This window comes from Arenimonas sp. GDDSR-1, assembly GCF_025980345.1.
GTDB lineage: Bacteria > Pseudomonadota > Gammaproteobacteria > Xanthomonadales > Xanthomonadaceae > Arenimonas.
On the sequence record NZ_JAPDUI010000053.1, the window covers coordinates 1 to 12,809 of the forward strand.

Here is a 12,809-nt window from a genome sequence, read left to right on the forward strand (position 1 = left end):
GAAAACCAGTCCTGAAAAAATTTATCGCGCCTTTTTATCGCCAGAAGCCATGGCAAAATGGCTGCCTCCAAAAGGCTTTACGGCAGCGTTCCATCATCTGGAGCCGAAAGTGGGCGGAACATTCAGGGCATCATTCACCAATTTCACGACACAGCAAAGCCATTACTTCGGCGGCGAGTATGTCGAGCTCATCCCCAATCAGCTCATTCGATACACGGATACCTTTGAAGACCCGAATCTTCCGGGCACCATGAGCGTTACGGTCACATTGAAAGAAGTATTGTGCGGAACGGATCTCACCATCATTCAAGAAGGCATTCCCGAAGTCATTCCTGTTGAAATGTGCTATCTCGGCTGGCAGGAATCCCTGGAGGCCTTGGCGTTTTTGGTTGAGCCGGATATCCAGGAATAATCCGTGTTAGTACCCAACTGCCCGTTCAAGCGGACAGCCGCCCTAAAACATGGTTAAACTTTGACTTGCCCGCGGTGAATTCCGCTTGATTCAATCCTTAGGCCACACATAACCAGGTACCCCATGAAATACGCATTCCTTCTGCTGGTCCTGTTCTCGGTGATTTCTCCGCTGGCCGCCCAGTCGCTGCCGCCACTGCGCACGGTTGAGGGAACGGCGGTGGTTTCGCAAAATGATCCGGCGGCGCGAATCGAGGTGCCATCCGGCGCGGTGTATGTCGGTGCGGTGCGGTTTGTCCTGTTCGAGGCTGCCGATTGCGAGATCCATCTGTTCGTCGAGGCCGACGCTTCGAAACGCATCAAGCGCCTGTACTGGGTCCAGTTTGAAGCGTATCTGCCCGAGCAACCGACCTTGCTGTACGAGACCAGCGCCACCTATTCGCCACTTGAGATGAGCAGCCTGCCCTTCTACCAACGCGCCCGCTTTGGCCAGTCGTCCGATGTGCCGCGCCCCGGCTCCGATGCCGACGAGGCTTACGCCCTGCTCAAGCGCAACGGGTACACGCTTCCGGCCGAGACCGTCAATGTGACCTATAAACATTTCTTTGACGGCATGCGCAAAGAGCTGTTGCTGCTGGTACTTGAGGATATGTCCCTGTCCGGCGTCACCTTCGCGCAACTGCTCAAAGACCAGAAGCTGCAGCCGGCCTGGGAGCCTGTCGCCGAACAGCTCAAGGCCAGGTCATCAAAGGTGTTCACCATCCACCCGCAGGCGCCGGCCAGCAAGTAAGCCGAACACCGCACTCATGCCGAGCCCCATTGGAGCGCATCGCCATGGCAGAACCTAAAACCAAGGCCACCGCCGCGAGCGTTGATGACTACATTGCGTTACGAGCCAGCGACGCGCAGAAAGCGGACTGCAAGACCCTGATGGCCCTGCTCAAGCGGGTCAGCAAGGCGCAGCCGAAAATGTGGGGGCCGAGCATCGTCGGCTACGGGTCTTACACGTACACCTATGAGAGCGGCAGAAGCGGGGAAATGTGCAGGACGGGCTTCGCCATTCGTGGCCGGGAGCTTGTTGTCTACCTGATTGCTGATGGAAAGGACCAGGAGGCGCTGCTTCGCCAGCTTGGCAAGCACACGATGGGCAAGTCCTGCCTGTACTTCAAGCGGCTCGCTGACCTCGACATCAAGGTACTTGAGCGGCTGATAGTCGGCTCGCTCGAGGAGCTGAAGCAGCGCTATGGCTGAGAATGCGGTAGCGAAGCACTCGGCGGTGGGGACGGCCGCCTTGAAACTTGGTTAAACTGAGCTTGCCCGCAACGACGGCCACTTCATTCAAACGTCAGACAGCGTCACAATTTACTGCCACTAAAATGATCAAAGGGGAGTTATTGTATGTTTGCATCATATCGCGTCATTGCCGCGTTGGTTATTTCCATGTTCCTGGCCTCATGCGCACATCAACAAAAGCTTGAATCCACGCCCTCCGCGGGGGCTAAAGATATTGCAGGTGCCAAGGGGACTTTCGAGTTCAAGCCCGCCGATTGGAAGGAATCTGAAACCTCATTTTGGAAAGACAGTGATGGCGTGAAGCCCGGCGTGGCCGGCTGCCATATCGGCACAGACGAGTCTGGCACGCCGAATGGCCGGATGTTTGGCGAGGCCTGTCTTGCCAGCGGGCTTTTGGTGGAATCCAACCCGGGAGCGGATCAAGTGCACAGCCACAAAAACGATATCGGGCATCCGGACACCATTGATTGCAAGGCATGGTGTAAGTCATCCGGCAAATCATCCGGCAAATGCGAAGTCGCCAAGGCACCGCCCTGCGAAAGTTCAGCCATGTGTGCCTGCAAGTAAATGCGGCCTGACCGGGCGCTTGGAGATTGGCATGATTAACCAGGTTTTTCTTACCCTTCCGGTCACCGATCTGCAGAGGTCGGTGGCTTTCTTCACGGCGCTCGGATTTCCCCAAAATCCGCAGTTCAGTGACGAGACGGCGGCGTGCATCATCATCAACGAGACCGTTTCGGTCATGCTGGGCACCCACGCCAAGTTCCGGGAGTTCACCCCCAAAGCCGTCTGCGATACGAGTCAAGCGGTTGAAGTCTTGATATCCCTCCGCTGCGAGAGCCGCGAACAGGTCGATGCATTGGTTGCCAAGGCGCTGGCGGCTGGCGGCTCCACCTACGATACGCCCGAGGATCTCGGGTTCATGTACTCCCACAGCTTCGTTGACCCGGACGGCCACGGCTGGGGCGTGCTTCACATGGCTTCCCCGTCCGAAGCTTAGGCCTGATAGAACGATTTATACATCGCCATTTGCGTAGGAGATGAGCGCGTTGTTACGGTTCCGGTTGATTGTTCCTGCCCTGCTGCTTGCCCTCGGCTTTGCGGATGCCGCACGTAGTCAGGCGCCCGATTCAAATTCCTCCCCGGCCAGAGTCGACGTTCCCAAGGTCGAGCGCGAAGGCGTGTGGCAGCCGAGCGCTGAGGGATCCCAGGTGCCGCTCTGGCCTGAGAGTGTTGCGCTCGCCAAGCCCGATAGCGGCGATCATCCCGAAGCGACCGGCAATGGCTCGCCGCTTATTGCCGGCAGGAAATGGCATTGGGCAAGCTACGTCACGCGGCCGACCATGACCATTTATCGGCCCAAAGGCCGTAACAGCGGAGCGGCCATGCTTGTCGTGCCGGGCGGTGGCTTCCACGCCGTGGCAACCGATCTGGAGGGCACCGAAATCTGCGATTGGGTCATCCAGCAGGGCATGGCCTGCGTCCTGCTGAAATACCGGACGCCGCAGGTTTGGCCGAACAGAAACGGAAAGCAGCAGCGCCCGCAGGTGCTGCTGGGATTGGAGGACGGCCAGCGCGCGATGGTCTTGCTGCGCCAGCGCGCCTCCGTGTATGGCATCGATCCGCGCAAGATCGGCGTCATCGGTTTTTCCGCCGGCGCCTATCTGGCAACGGAATTGAGCAACACCGAACAGCGCAGCTATCCGGCTACGGACGATGCGGACCAGCAATCCCCACGCCCCGATTTCGCCATCATCGCCTACACGGCCCGTCTGTTGGATAACAGCGCGGGCAGAAACAACCTGCAACTGCAGCCGTGGGTCAAGATCAGCCCGAACGCTCCGCCGACACTCCTCATTCATGCCATGGACGACCCCGTCGACGATATCCGTCAGCCGATGGCCTACGCGTTAGCGCTGAACGATGCGGGCGTGCCGGTGGATATGCGCCTCTATGCCAAGGGCGGCCATGCCTTTGGACTGCGGCCAACCGCCGATCCGATCACCACGGAATGGCCCGCGCAAGTCAAACAATGGCTGCATAGCATTGGGTTTTTGTGATGCACCCACTATGCCACCTATCAAAAGCCACCTAAATAAACGAGGACTTCATATGCCTCGAAACTTGAATATACTTGAAATACCCGCGGCGGCGGCCACTCAATCAAACAGCAGTGCACACCATTTCTAGACCCGTAGATGGAGGAATTCATGGCTTGGGTTTATTTGCTTCTGGCAGGACTTTTTGAAATCGGCTGGCCGGTCGGCTTGAAAATGGCGCAGGACGCCGAAACCCGGGTCCTCGGCATCACGCTTGCCGTGGGCTTCATGGCGCTCAGCGGTTTTCTGCTGTGGCTGGCGCAGAAAGAAATTCCGATCGGAACTTCCTATGCCATCTGGACCGGCATCGGCGCGGCGGGCACGTTCATGGTCGGCGTTCTTTATTATGGCGATCCCGGCAGCCTCGGGCGCTACCTCGGCGTGGCACTGATCATTGCCGGTGTCGCCACCCTGAAGCTGGCGCACTGAACCATCAAGGCGCTGAACCGCTCCATGACGGATGCAAAGACCATACAACAATGACACTCCCGGCTAAACTTTCGACCATCCGCCAGATCGCCATCACCGTGAGCGACGTGGATACGGCCGTGGCGTTTTATCACGGCATTCTCGGTTTGGATCTGCTGTTCCGGGCCGGGCCGAATCTCGCGTTTCTGGATGCCGCGGGTGTGCGCATCATGTTGAGCACGCCGCAGGGCGCCGGAACCGTCGGCGGCAATTCGATTCTGTATTTCAGCGTCAGCGATATCAGCTCCGTGCATGACGCCCTGGTGCGGAATGGCGCCACCAGCGAACGGGCGCCGTCATTTGCCGCACAAATGCCGGATCACGACCTGTGGACCGGATTTCTGCGTGATCCGGACGGCAATCTCGTCGGTCTGATGGAGGAAAAGCGCGGCTAAGCGGTCATACGGCCTCCCGGAAACCTGCGCCGCGGGCCAGACAAAGCCTTAATGACGTATGGCATATGCGTCGGTTCAGCTCTTATTTTAAGGTAACGCATCATCAGTGTCTCAGCGAGCCCGCCATGCCCCGGAAAACCCTCACCGCGATATTTGCGTTTGTCATCGGCATGTTGGTCGTGCTGGCCCTGATCAAAATTGCGTCCAGCGGCTTCGCGTTCGGTCAGCATCTGGCGCAGCTCACGGACCGGCCCTGAGGGCCGGATGCCCTCTGGCACACCGACTGGAGATTCCCATGCCCGCCCCTGCAAAATCCGGCGTTCTGTTCTACGCCAAAAACCTCAATGCGGTTTCCGCGTTCTACGAAACACTGCTTAACGCCAAGGTATTGAACGCCGATGAGATGCATCGCGTGTTGCAGTCGCCCGATGCGCAGCTGATCATCCATGCCATTCCTCCCCAATATGCGGATGACATTGTTGTTGCCGTGCCACCGGTGCCGCGCGAAGACCAAGCCATCAAACCGTTCTTCACCGTGAATTGTCTTGATACTGCCGTCGCGCAGGTTGAAGCCCTGGGCGGCGTTGTGGTCGGGCCGATTTGGCCGGGGCCGGGCATGCGCGTGCGCAATGTGTGTGATCCGGAAGGCAACATCATCCATCTCCGCGAATTGGACTGAGCGATGCAGAGCCAAGCACCCGTCGGACGCTGGCTGGCGATCACGCTCGGCGTGGGTGTACTTGCGCTGATTGGCGCCGTGGTGGTGTGGGTGGTTTACCCGGATGTGCTGATCGATGCATTCATCCGTTTATTGCCGGTGGTGCGCTAGCTTGCACGCGATTTCCGATTACACTGAAGCAGCTGTCACTCCATTGAGGAATCGCCCATGCTGCTCCGCACCCTTGTTCTGGCCTTGGCCGTTTTTGCCTCCGCACCGGCCAGCGCCCTGTACGATCCGAAACCGAACGCCCTGCTCGAACCGGCCATCGGCCGCTGGGCCGGCACGCTGACCTACCGCGACTACCAGCAGCCCGACAAAATGGTCACCCTTAATACCACGATGACCGCGACACTGGCCGGACCCAACCAACTCACCCTGTATTACGTGTTCGATGACGGCCCGGGCAAGACCGTGTATTCCTACGAGAGCATGCAGTTCGATCTGGACGCCAAAAAGCTGGTGTGGATTTCCGGCGCCAACAAGCCCGAGCGCAGCACCTACACCATCACCGCATCCAGTCTGGTGGACGGCATCGGCACGATGGCCTTCGAGAAAAAAAGCGATGACGGCATCAACCGCTTCCGGCTTGAGCTCTCGGCCTCGCAGTGGCTTCTGGAAAAAAACGAAGTTGACGCCGCTGGGACATCACGTCTGCGCAACCGCTACCTCTTCAAGCGGCCGTGAAGTGGAGCTGCGCCGGATGCCCACTGAAGCGATGACGAGTAACGCCGACTGGAACGCTTTTCTGGCCGCACTGCCGGCCGCCAGCCCCTTGCCGTTTGCCCTGCACAACCGGCCCTGCTGCCGACTGGACCTGAGCGATGGCAACACCGATCTGCAGGGTTTCGACCCGGGCGTGACTGCCGACTTCAGCGCGTTCATTGAGCAACAGATTTCTGCTGCAGGCGCCGAGTTTGCCGCCGGCGGGTACGGTGAGAACCGCACCCTGTATGCCATGAGCCCGGTGTTCTCGGCGCAGGGCGATGGCAGCGAACCGCGCACCCTGCACTTGGGTGTGGATCTTTGGCTTCGTGCCGGCACCGGCGTGCATGCGGTGCTGCCCGGCCGTGTGCATTCCTGCCAAGACAATGCCGCCTTCGGCGATTACGGCCCGACCCTGATTCTGCAACACCGCCTCGGCGGCCGAATCTTTTACACGCTTTACGGACATCTGGCACGCGAAAGCCTGGACGCCTCGCCGGTGGGTCGCGAAGTGCTGGCCGGCGATGTGCTGGGCTGGCTGGGCACGCCGGAGGTGAACGTGGGTTGGCCGCCGCATCTGCATTTCCAGATCATCACCGATCTGCTGGATTACATCGGCGATTATCCCGGCGTGTGCCGCCCTTCCGAAGCGGCGCAATGGATGGCGCGCTGCCCGGACCCGAATTGGCTGCTGCGCCTGCCCGCTTTGGAACACAGCGCATAACGCCCTGCGCCTTGGGTACACTGGTCCGGGATGCCGGTTTTCTGCTTATTTTTGGAGTGATGTTCATGCCGCAAACCAATGCGATGCGTACCCGGAGCCTTCTCACCCTTGCCGTGGCCTTGTTTGAAGCGGCCCATCTGGGCTGGGAATATACGCATGGCGGCGTGGTCAGCCACCACATTCTGCAACGGCCGGACCTGCCCGCGATTTCGAATGGGTGGGGTTTGGTGCTGCTTCCGGTTCTGGCCTGGTTTCTCATCGGGCGGATGCAGGCCAGAAGCGGCCTGAGTCCGCACGGCTTGCCCGCGCGCGCCATCGGCCTGCGCTTTCTGGCTGCGCTGGCATACGGCGCCGCGCTGTCCACGTCCTTCGCCTTGGGCCATGAAAGCGCGACCACAACGCTGTTCTTCGGCCTGTTTGCGCTGGCCGTGGTGTTCGCCCTGTACCGGGCCGAGCTTTTCCTCGGCTTCGTGCTCGGCATGAGCTTCGTGTTCGGTGCCGTGCTGCCGACTGGCATCGCCTGTGTTTTCGCGGCGCTGTCCTGGCTGCTGCATCGTTTGGCGCGCCTGCTCGGCGACGCCGTCAGACGGCTTGTCGCCTGGGTGCGTTCTAGCGGTTCTGGCTGAAGCAGAATCCCTTATACTAATCGCAGATTCGATTGGACAAGGGGATGCCATGCGTTCACCGTTTCCCATCCTGATTTTTGCGCTCGGCAGTCTGGCGGCGGCGTTGCCGTGTGCGGCGCAGAGCGGCTTCGATTATCTGGGCGGTCGGAAATTCGCCTGCCGTCTGGATGCCGCACATCAGGAAATCATCTTCGTCGATTTCGACTTCGGTTCAGACAAGACGGTGATCGGCAAAATGGGCATCGCGGTCTGGGTCAACGGCACGCCTTACACCCAGGTCTACGATGTTCGCGGACGTACCGACCGCTTCGGCGAAAACACCTACAAGGTCTACATCGAAAACTACACCCGGGTATCCTCGGATCAGCCGCCGGCCGGCCAAGCCTGGGCGTCGCGCTACTTGGATGAATTCACCCTGCATGATGCCAATGGCAATCGGCTGAGTGGCCGACACACGACTGTCACCGCCAGCTCGGGCTACAACAGCTCGACACGGCTGATCTACGACTCCAACTGCAGCGAACACCGGCCGGGCAATTAGACGCCATTACGCCTGATGCCCTGAAAAACGACCTAGACCGATCGTTCACAGCCGATTGGCTATACTCGTTTCGTGTACATGCCAGCGTGCATGTGTTCTGACCCAACCCGGAGTTGATCATGGAAAATGCAAAACGCGCATCCGATACCCCCATCGCCGTCGTGGTCGAAGCCGGCAAGGACTATTGGTGGTGTGCCTGCGGTCTGAGCAAGAACCAGCCATTCTGCGATGGCTCGCACAAAGGCAGCAGTTTCACCCCGGTCAAGCATCACGCCGAAAGCGCGGGCACCGTGTATTTCTGCGGCTGCAAAGCGACGCAAAAAGCGCCCCTGTGCGACGGCAGTCATAAGCGCACCTGAGCATTCCGCCATGGCCGCGCTGCCGGATCTGCTGCGCTTGTTCCGCCTGGCTGCTGTGCTCGGCCTCATCCCGCTGATCCGCTCCTGCGACGATACCGGCATGGCTCAGACCTTGGGCTTTCCAATGCCGGTGTTGGAGGTATGGAATGTGAACTACCGCCTCGAGACCCTGCATGGCCTGATGCTGGCCATCAATGTAGCGCTGTTCGCGGTGCTGGCAGCGTGGCTGTGGATCAAACGACCGGCACAGCTGAAACGTCTGGGGCATTGGCGGCTGGCGACAGTGATGATGGGGGTGGCAGCCTTTAATTTTATTGTCGGCTGGGTGATGTTCTTTCCGCTGTTGCCGGTGGCGCTGGTGCTGGGATCACTGACGGACTGGGTTTCCTTCAGCGTGTGGTTCGACGTGCTGTCACGGCTTTTGCTGGCCGGGATTGTCTGGCTGGCGATGACGGTGCTGGTACCGGCGCAAAGACCGGAGCCAAGACCGGATTAAACCGCACAGGACGCCGGGCGGAGAGTCCCCTATACTGGTCCAAGGCCTGATGCGATCAGGGGATGTATTGCATGCGGCCGGATTGACGCCTTCTTCTGCCACAGGCACCGGCCGGTCCCCGCGCCCGGCGCCATGCAGCACTTGCATCCCGTTGTGTTGTTGCCGGAGCCGTCATGAATCTTGAAACCCTCGCGAGTCTTTCCCAGATTGTCGGCACCGTCACCATCGTGGGCGGCACGGTATTCGGCCTGATCCAGCTCTGGGAACTGAAAAAGCAGCGCCGCGATGCGGTGGCCGGCGATCTGATGCGCACCTTCATGGACGCCGATCTGGCGCAGGCCATCACCCTGATCCGGGCGCTGCCCGATGGCGTCTCGGCCGAGGAACTGCGCAATGCCGGACCGGAAACCGAACGTGCCGCGGTGCTGATCTGCACCACCTTCGAAACCATGGGTCTGCTGGTGTTCCAGCGCATCGCGCCGTTCTCGCTGGTCACCGAGCTGGCCGGCGGCATCACCGTGGTGATGTGGCACAAACTCGGCCCGTGGCTGACCCAGATCCGCAAGGAACAATCGCAGCCCTCGTGGGCCGAGTGGTTCCAGTGGCTGGCCCAGCAATGCCAGCGCCACAAGAATCCGGGCGCGCCGGCGTATGAACTGCACGATCGCTGGACGCCGTGAACGCTGCCGCGCCGGCTGGATTCAGGGATCCAGATTCCAGCCGAAGTCCCAGCGCCACTTGGACGTGATGCCGCTTTCCAGCTCGACATCGCTCCAGGAATAATTCCAGCCGACGCCGACGAAGAAGTGCTCGCTCAACGGGCGGCGCAGGCGCATTTCCAGATTCACGTAGCTGCCGTCATCGAAGGATTCCAGCGCCTGCAATTCGGCGCTGAAGGTGCTCTTGGCGAATACCGGCCAGAGCGCGCGGGCGTACAGCCCGGCGGCCGGGCCTTTGAACGTGCCGGTATCGCGGGTCAGCGACAGATAACCGAGCGCCGGCCCGAGGCGCAGGTACTGCTCGGGGGTTTCCCACAGCCGCCAGCCGTAGGCGGCGCTCAGGGTCAGGGTGTCGTCGGTGCCGGTGCTGGTCAGTTCCTGGGTGGCCAGCAGGCGCGCCGAGAGGATGCGCTCGTCGCTGATGAATTTATCGTCGCTGACGCTGAGCAGCCAGTCGTCATCATCGAGCTGATCGTTCTTGCGTTTGTAGGCGTAGGACACGGTGCTGTAAAACGCATGCCGTTCGGTCAGCCGGTCGAGCTTGAAGCTCATGTCCAAGCGCTCTTCCGGCGTCTGCAGGCTGCCGCGGTCCAGCGCGATTTTGCCGCTGACTTCGGCATGCCACTGCACCGGCGGCACGGCGGTGGTTTCAGAAGTTACGCCCGCATCCGGCGCGGTGCTTTCCAGCCGCACTTTATCGGCCGGCACCTTGATGCGGCCCAGGGTTTCGCTGTCGAAATGAATGATGCCGTTCTTCTGTTTGATGACGCGTCCGACCAGACGCTCGCCGTTGGCACCGATCAGCACCTCGGCGGCGGCGGCGGGAATCACGACGGCCGACAGGACGGCGGCAAAGGCAATATGGCGTAACGGGGTCATTGGCGTAATTTGGCAACACATGATGTTCCGATTCTACCGCGCCATCCCGCGATACAGAAGTGGACGGCCACGCGCGGTGCATGGCACACTCGCTGCAATGGTGATCGCGGAGAAACGCACATGCTCTTGGACAATCGTTCAATTCGACACCTGCTGACTGTGCTTGTGTTGGCACTGCTGCCGCAGGCGGGCAGCGCGGCCTGCACTTGGAACGAGCCAGGTCGCATCTGGGACTACAAGGGCAGCATCGACGGCAAGTATCCGATTCGGATGTCGCTGGTGTTCGCTGCCGATGAACTCAACGGCATCTACGTCTACGCCAGCCAGCTGCGCGATATCCGCATCCGCGGCCACATCGGCAAAGACGGCAGCGTCCGGCTTGACGAATACGGCACGGATGGCCGCATCAGCGCCCGCTTCACCGGTTCATTCCCGGAACGCGATCCGCAGGGCCGCTATGGCGACAGCGTGCTGGCCTGCGAAGTGCTGGTGGGCCAGTGGCAGTCCGCCGATGCCAAGCGTGCGCCATTGCCGTTTTATCTGTCAGCCGAAGGTTCCATTTCCGGCAAACTCGGCAACCGCTACGGCGCCATCGGCGCGGTCAGCAACCAGGCCGTACACGCACCGGCGGAGCGTTTCTGGCGCGCACTCAAGGCCGGGGACCGCAACGCGGTGGCGGTGGAAATCCGCTATCCGATCAAGGTCACGCTCAACGGCAAAATCAAAACCCTGCGCAACGCCGCCGAACTGCTGGCGGTGTACGATGCGGTATTCTCCCCGGCCTACCGCAAGGCCATCGCCGCGGCGATTCCGCGCAACATGTTCGTGCGCGATGAAGGCGCCATGCTCGGCAACGGCGAAGTCTGGTTCGGCGCCAACGGCAAAGTCATCGCGCTCAACAATTACTGAATCCTGATGAGCACACTCTCCTTCCGCTGGGCCCGCCTGCATGAACTGACTGCGCCAGAATGGCACGTCGTGCTGGCCGCCCGCGAAGCGGTATTCATCGTCGAGCAGAACTGTCCGTATCAGGATGCCGATGCGCTTGATGCGCAGTCCTGGCACCTCACCGGCACCTGTGACGGGCAACTCGCCGCCTATCTTCGCGTGGTCGATCCGGGCTGCAAATCGGTGCATGCCGGCATGTTCTACGCTGAACCCTCGATCGGGCGCGTGCTGACGGTTTCGGCGTTCCGGGGCAAGGGTTTCGGCCAGCAACTGATGCGCGAAGGCATTGACGGCTGCACGCGTCTGTTTTCCGGCCAGGGCATCCGCATCAGTGCGCAGTCCTATCTGCTGGACTTCTACCGATCGCTCGGCTTTGTTGAAGTCGGTGATGAATACGACGAGGACGGTATACCGCATTTCGAGATGCTGCGTGCGCCGGACTGAATTCGTATGCCATGCCGGACGCGGCCGGCGCGTCTGGCTATAATCCCGAGAAGCGCGCAACCCCGGTGGTGACCAATGGCGAAATGGCGATACCCGATGCTCGGCCTGCTGGCCGCCCTGATGACGCCGCTGGTTATGGCCGCCGGACTGCCGGCCTACACCGGAAAATTCAACGAAGCCTACCGGCCGGCCTATCACTTCACGCCGCCGAACGGCTGGATGAATGATCCGAACGGACTGATCTTCCACAAGGGCCGCTATCACCTGTTCTACCAGTACCATCCGGACGCCACGGTGTGGGGCCCGATGCACTGGGGCCATGCCGAAAGCACCGACCTGACCCATTGGACGCACCAACCGATCGCGCTGTACCCGGATGCGCTGGGCTGGATCTTCTCCGGCAGCGCGGTGACCGACAGCACCAACAGCGCCGGCTTCGGCGCCGAGGCCTTGGTGGCGGTGTTCACCTACCACAACGACGCGATTTGGAAACAGGGCCGCAAGAACACCGAAAGCCAGGGTCTGGCTTACAGCCTGGATGCCGGCCGCAGCTGGACCAAATACGCCGGCAATCCGGTGCTGGATAATTCCGGCGAACAGGATTTCCGCGATCCGAAAGTGTTCCGCCACGGCGACGGCTGGCGCATGGTGCTGGCCGCCGGCGACCGCATCAAGATCTTCTCCTCGGCCGATCTGAAGCAGTGGCGCTTCGAAAGCGATTTCAAGGAGGACGAACCCGGCGCCGATCTCGGCGTGTGGGAATGCCCCGACCTGCTGCGCCTGCGCGCCGAGGACGGCCGCGAACGCTGGCTGATGATCGTCAACCACGGCGACAAGGCCCCGAACGGCGGTTCCGGCACGCGCTATTTCGTCGGTGATTTCGACGGCCGTCAATTCACCGCCACGCAGCCGGCGCGCTGGCTGGATGCCGGCACCGATTTCTACGCCGGGGTGAGCTTCGCCGATGCGCCGGGCGGCAAACCG

At 60.8% G+C, this 12,809-nt stretch carries 22 protein-coding genes; 21 read left to right on the plus strand and 1 reads right to left on the minus strand.

The annotated features are described in order from the left end of the window. From Q0W88_RS08390 to Q0W88_RS08475, 18 genes are all read left to right on the plus strand, one after another. A partial coding sequence (locus Q0W88_RS08390; protein ID WP_297802106.1) for an SRPBCC family protein occupies window positions 1-412 on the plus strand: 412 nt, incomplete at its 5' end. Between the two features lie 123 nt (window positions 413-535). Then, on the plus strand, window positions 536-1,201 hold the full coding sequence (locus tag Q0W88_RS08395; RefSeq protein ID WP_297802109.1) for a hypothetical protein: 666 nt from the start codon (window positions 536-538) through the stop codon (window positions 1,199-1,201). A 44-nt stretch (window positions 1,202-1,245) separates the two neighbouring features. Beyond that, on the plus strand, window positions 1,246-1,662 hold the full coding sequence (locus Q0W88_RS08400; protein ID WP_297802111.1) for a DUF1801 domain-containing protein: 417 nt from the start codon (window positions 1,246-1,248) through the stop codon (window positions 1,660-1,662). A gap of 147 nt (window positions 1,663-1,809) precedes the next feature. Then, the gene (locus tag Q0W88_RS08405; RefSeq protein WP_297802114.1) at window positions 1,810-2,271 is read left to right on the plus strand and encodes a hypothetical protein; all 462 of its coding nucleotides are present in this window, start codon (window positions 1,810-1,812) and stop codon (window positions 2,269-2,271) included. A 31-nt stretch (window positions 2,272-2,302) separates the two neighbouring features. Further along, complete coding sequence (locus Q0W88_RS08410) at window positions 2,303-2,704, plus strand: VOC family protein (protein ID WP_297802117.1); 402 nt, start codon at window positions 2,303-2,305, stop codon at window positions 2,702-2,704. A 40-nt stretch (window positions 2,705-2,744) separates the two neighbouring features. Beyond that, window positions 2,745-3,764 (plus strand): alpha/beta hydrolase, encoded by a 1,020-nt coding sequence (locus Q0W88_RS08415; protein ID WP_297802120.1) that lies wholly within the window; start codon window positions 2,745-2,747, stop codon window positions 3,762-3,764. 150 nt (window positions 3,765-3,914) lie between these two features. Next, window positions 3,915-4,232: a multidrug efflux SMR transporter gene (locus Q0W88_RS08420; RefSeq protein WP_297802123.1), complete on the plus strand. Its 318-nt coding sequence runs from the start codon at window positions 3,915-3,917 to the stop codon at window positions 4,230-4,232. 50 nt (window positions 4,233-4,282) lie between these two features. Next, window positions 4,283-4,666 (plus strand): VOC family protein, encoded by a 384-nt coding sequence (locus Q0W88_RS08425; RefSeq protein WP_297802126.1) that lies wholly within the window; start codon window positions 4,283-4,285, stop codon window positions 4,664-4,666. A 125-nt stretch (window positions 4,667-4,791) separates the two neighbouring features. Continuing rightward, window positions 4,792-4,923, plus strand: a complete 132-nt coding sequence (locus Q0W88_RS08430) for a hypothetical protein (protein ID WP_297802129.1) — start codon at window positions 4,792-4,794, stop codon at window positions 4,921-4,923. A 38-nt stretch (window positions 4,924-4,961) separates the two neighbouring features. Continuing rightward, window positions 4,962-5,345 carry a VOC family protein gene (locus Q0W88_RS08435; protein WP_297802132.1) on the plus strand — a complete coding sequence of 128 codons (384 nt, stop codon included), beginning with the start codon at window positions 4,962-4,964 and terminating at the stop codon, window positions 5,343-5,345. 3 nt (window positions 5,346-5,348) lie between these two features. Then, the gene (locus Q0W88_RS08440; RefSeq protein ID WP_297802135.1) at window positions 5,349-5,495 is read left to right on the plus strand and encodes a hypothetical protein; all 147 of its coding nucleotides are present in this window, start codon (window positions 5,349-5,351) and stop codon (window positions 5,493-5,495) included. 57 nt (window positions 5,496-5,552) lie between these two features. Then, window positions 5,553-6,071: a hypothetical protein gene (locus Q0W88_RS08445; RefSeq protein WP_297802138.1), complete on the plus strand. Its 519-nt coding sequence runs from the start codon at window positions 5,553-5,555 to the stop codon at window positions 6,069-6,071. 31 nt (window positions 6,072-6,102) lie between these two features. Continuing rightward, window positions 6,103-6,813: a peptidoglycan DD-metalloendopeptidase family protein gene (locus Q0W88_RS08450; protein WP_297802141.1), complete on the plus strand. Its 711-nt coding sequence runs from the start codon at window positions 6,103-6,105 to the stop codon at window positions 6,811-6,813. Between the two features lie 65 nt (window positions 6,814-6,878). Next, entirely contained in the window at window positions 6,879-7,439 is a 561-nt protein-coding gene (locus Q0W88_RS08455) for a hypothetical protein (protein WP_297802144.1), read from the plus strand. A 49-nt stretch (window positions 7,440-7,488) separates the two neighbouring features. Next, on the plus strand, window positions 7,489-7,980 hold the full coding sequence (locus tag Q0W88_RS08460; protein WP_297802147.1) for a hypothetical protein: 492 nt from the start codon (window positions 7,489-7,491) through the stop codon (window positions 7,978-7,980). 119 nt (window positions 7,981-8,099) lie between these two features. Further along, window positions 8,100-8,339 carry a CDGSH iron-sulfur domain-containing protein gene (locus tag Q0W88_RS08465; RefSeq protein ID WP_297802150.1) on the plus strand — a complete coding sequence of 80 codons (240 nt, stop codon included), beginning with the start codon at window positions 8,100-8,102 and terminating at the stop codon, window positions 8,337-8,339. 10 nt (window positions 8,340-8,349) lie between these two features. Continuing rightward, window positions 8,350-8,835 carry a hypothetical protein gene (locus Q0W88_RS08470; RefSeq protein ID WP_297802153.1) on the plus strand — a complete coding sequence of 162 codons (486 nt, stop codon included), beginning with the start codon at window positions 8,350-8,352 and terminating at the stop codon, window positions 8,833-8,835. 173 nt (window positions 8,836-9,008) lie between these two features. Next, window positions 9,009-9,515, plus strand: coding sequence for a hypothetical protein (locus Q0W88_RS08475; RefSeq protein WP_297802157.1), 507 nt, complete (start codon window positions 9,009-9,011; stop codon window positions 9,513-9,515). A 21-nt stretch (window positions 9,516-9,536) separates the two neighbouring features. Here the strand turns inward: Q0W88_RS08475 and Q0W88_RS08480 are convergent, their stop codons facing one another. After that, window positions 9,537-10,433, minus strand: a complete 897-nt coding sequence (locus Q0W88_RS08480; protein ID WP_297802160.1) for a DUF481 domain-containing protein — start codon at window positions 10,431-10,433, stop codon at window positions 9,537-9,539. Between the two features lie 120 nt (window positions 10,434-10,553). Here Q0W88_RS08480 and Q0W88_RS08485 point away from each other — a divergent pair, with 120 nt between their 5' ends. The 3 genes from Q0W88_RS08485 to Q0W88_RS08495 all read left to right on the plus strand — a co-directional run. Then, window positions 10,554-11,342 carry a hypothetical protein gene (locus Q0W88_RS08485; RefSeq protein WP_297802163.1) on the plus strand — a complete coding sequence of 263 codons (789 nt, stop codon included), beginning with the start codon at window positions 10,554-10,556 and terminating at the stop codon, window positions 11,340-11,342. Between the two features lie 6 nt (window positions 11,343-11,348). Then, window positions 11,349-11,825, plus strand: coding sequence for a GNAT family N-acetyltransferase (locus Q0W88_RS08490; protein ID WP_297802166.1), 477 nt, complete (start codon window positions 11,349-11,351; stop codon window positions 11,823-11,825). Window positions 11,826-11,900: 75 nt separating this feature from the next. Beyond that, the coding region (locus Q0W88_RS08495) for a glycoside hydrolase family 32 protein (RefSeq protein ID WP_297802169.1) at window positions 11,901-12,809 on the plus strand (909 nt) is incomplete at its 3' end.

Coding starts and splice junctions, on each gene's coding strand:
- Q0W88_RS08440 (WP_297802135.1), top strand. CDS start 5,349: ATGCAGAGCCAAGCACCCGTCGGACGCTGGCTGGCGATCACGCTCGGC.
- Q0W88_RS08435 (WP_297802132.1), top strand. CDS start 4,962: ATGCCCGCCCCTGCAAAATCCGGCGTTCTGTTCTACGCCAAAAACCTC.
- Q0W88_RS08455 (WP_297802144.1), top strand. CDS start 6,879: ATGCCGCAAACCAATGCGATGCGTACCCGGAGCCTTCTCACCCTTGCC.
- Q0W88_RS08490 (WP_297802166.1), top strand. CDS start 11,349: ATGAGCACACTCTCCTTCCGCTGGGCCCGCCTGCATGAACTGACTGCG.
- Q0W88_RS08465 (WP_297802150.1), top strand. CDS start 8,100: ATGGAAAATGCAAAACGCGCATCCGATACCCCCATCGCCGTCGTGGTC.
- Q0W88_RS08460 (WP_297802147.1), top strand. CDS start 7,489: ATGCGTTCACCGTTTCCCATCCTGATTTTTGCGCTCGGCAGTCTGGCG.
- Q0W88_RS08485 (WP_297802163.1), top strand. CDS start 10,554: ATGCTCTTGGACAATCGTTCAATTCGACACCTGCTGACTGTGCTTGTG.
- Q0W88_RS08450 (WP_297802141.1), top strand. CDS start 6,103: ATGACGAGTAACGCCGACTGGAACGCTTTTCTGGCCGCACTGCCGGCC.
- Q0W88_RS08445 (WP_297802138.1), top strand. CDS start 5,553: ATGCTGCTCCGCACCCTTGTTCTGGCCTTGGCCGTTTTTGCCTCCGCA.
- Q0W88_RS08400 (WP_297802111.1), top strand. CDS start 1,246: ATGGCAGAACCTAAAACCAAGGCCACCGCCGCGAGCGTTGATGACTAC.
- Q0W88_RS08405 (WP_297802114.1), top strand. CDS start 1,810: ATGTTTGCATCATATCGCGTCATTGCCGCGTTGGTTATTTCCATGTTC.
- Q0W88_RS08420 (WP_297802123.1), top strand. CDS start 3,915: ATGGCTTGGGTTTATTTGCTTCTGGCAGGACTTTTTGAAATCGGCTGG.
- Q0W88_RS08470 (WP_297802153.1), top strand. CDS start 8,350: ATGGCCGCGCTGCCGGATCTGCTGCGCTTGTTCCGCCTGGCTGCTGTG.
- Q0W88_RS08475 (WP_297802157.1), top strand. CDS start 9,009: ATGAATCTTGAAACCCTCGCGAGTCTTTCCCAGATTGTCGGCACCGTC.
- Q0W88_RS08480 (WP_297802160.1), bottom strand. CDS start 10,433: ATGACCCCGTTACGCCATATTGCCTTTGCCGCCGTCCTGTCGGCCGTC.
- Q0W88_RS08395 (WP_297802109.1), top strand. CDS start 536: ATGAAATACGCATTCCTTCTGCTGGTCCTGTTCTCGGTGATTTCTCCG.
- Q0W88_RS08425 (WP_297802126.1), top strand. CDS start 4,283: ATGACACTCCCGGCTAAACTTTCGACCATCCGCCAGATCGCCATCACC.
- Q0W88_RS08410 (WP_297802117.1), top strand. CDS start 2,303: ATGATTAACCAGGTTTTTCTTACCCTTCCGGTCACCGATCTGCAGAGG.
- Q0W88_RS08430 (WP_297802129.1), top strand. CDS start 4,792: ATGCCCCGGAAAACCCTCACCGCGATATTTGCGTTTGTCATCGGCATG.
- Q0W88_RS08415 (WP_297802120.1), top strand. CDS start 2,745: ATGAGCGCGTTGTTACGGTTCCGGTTGATTGTTCCTGCCCTGCTGCTT.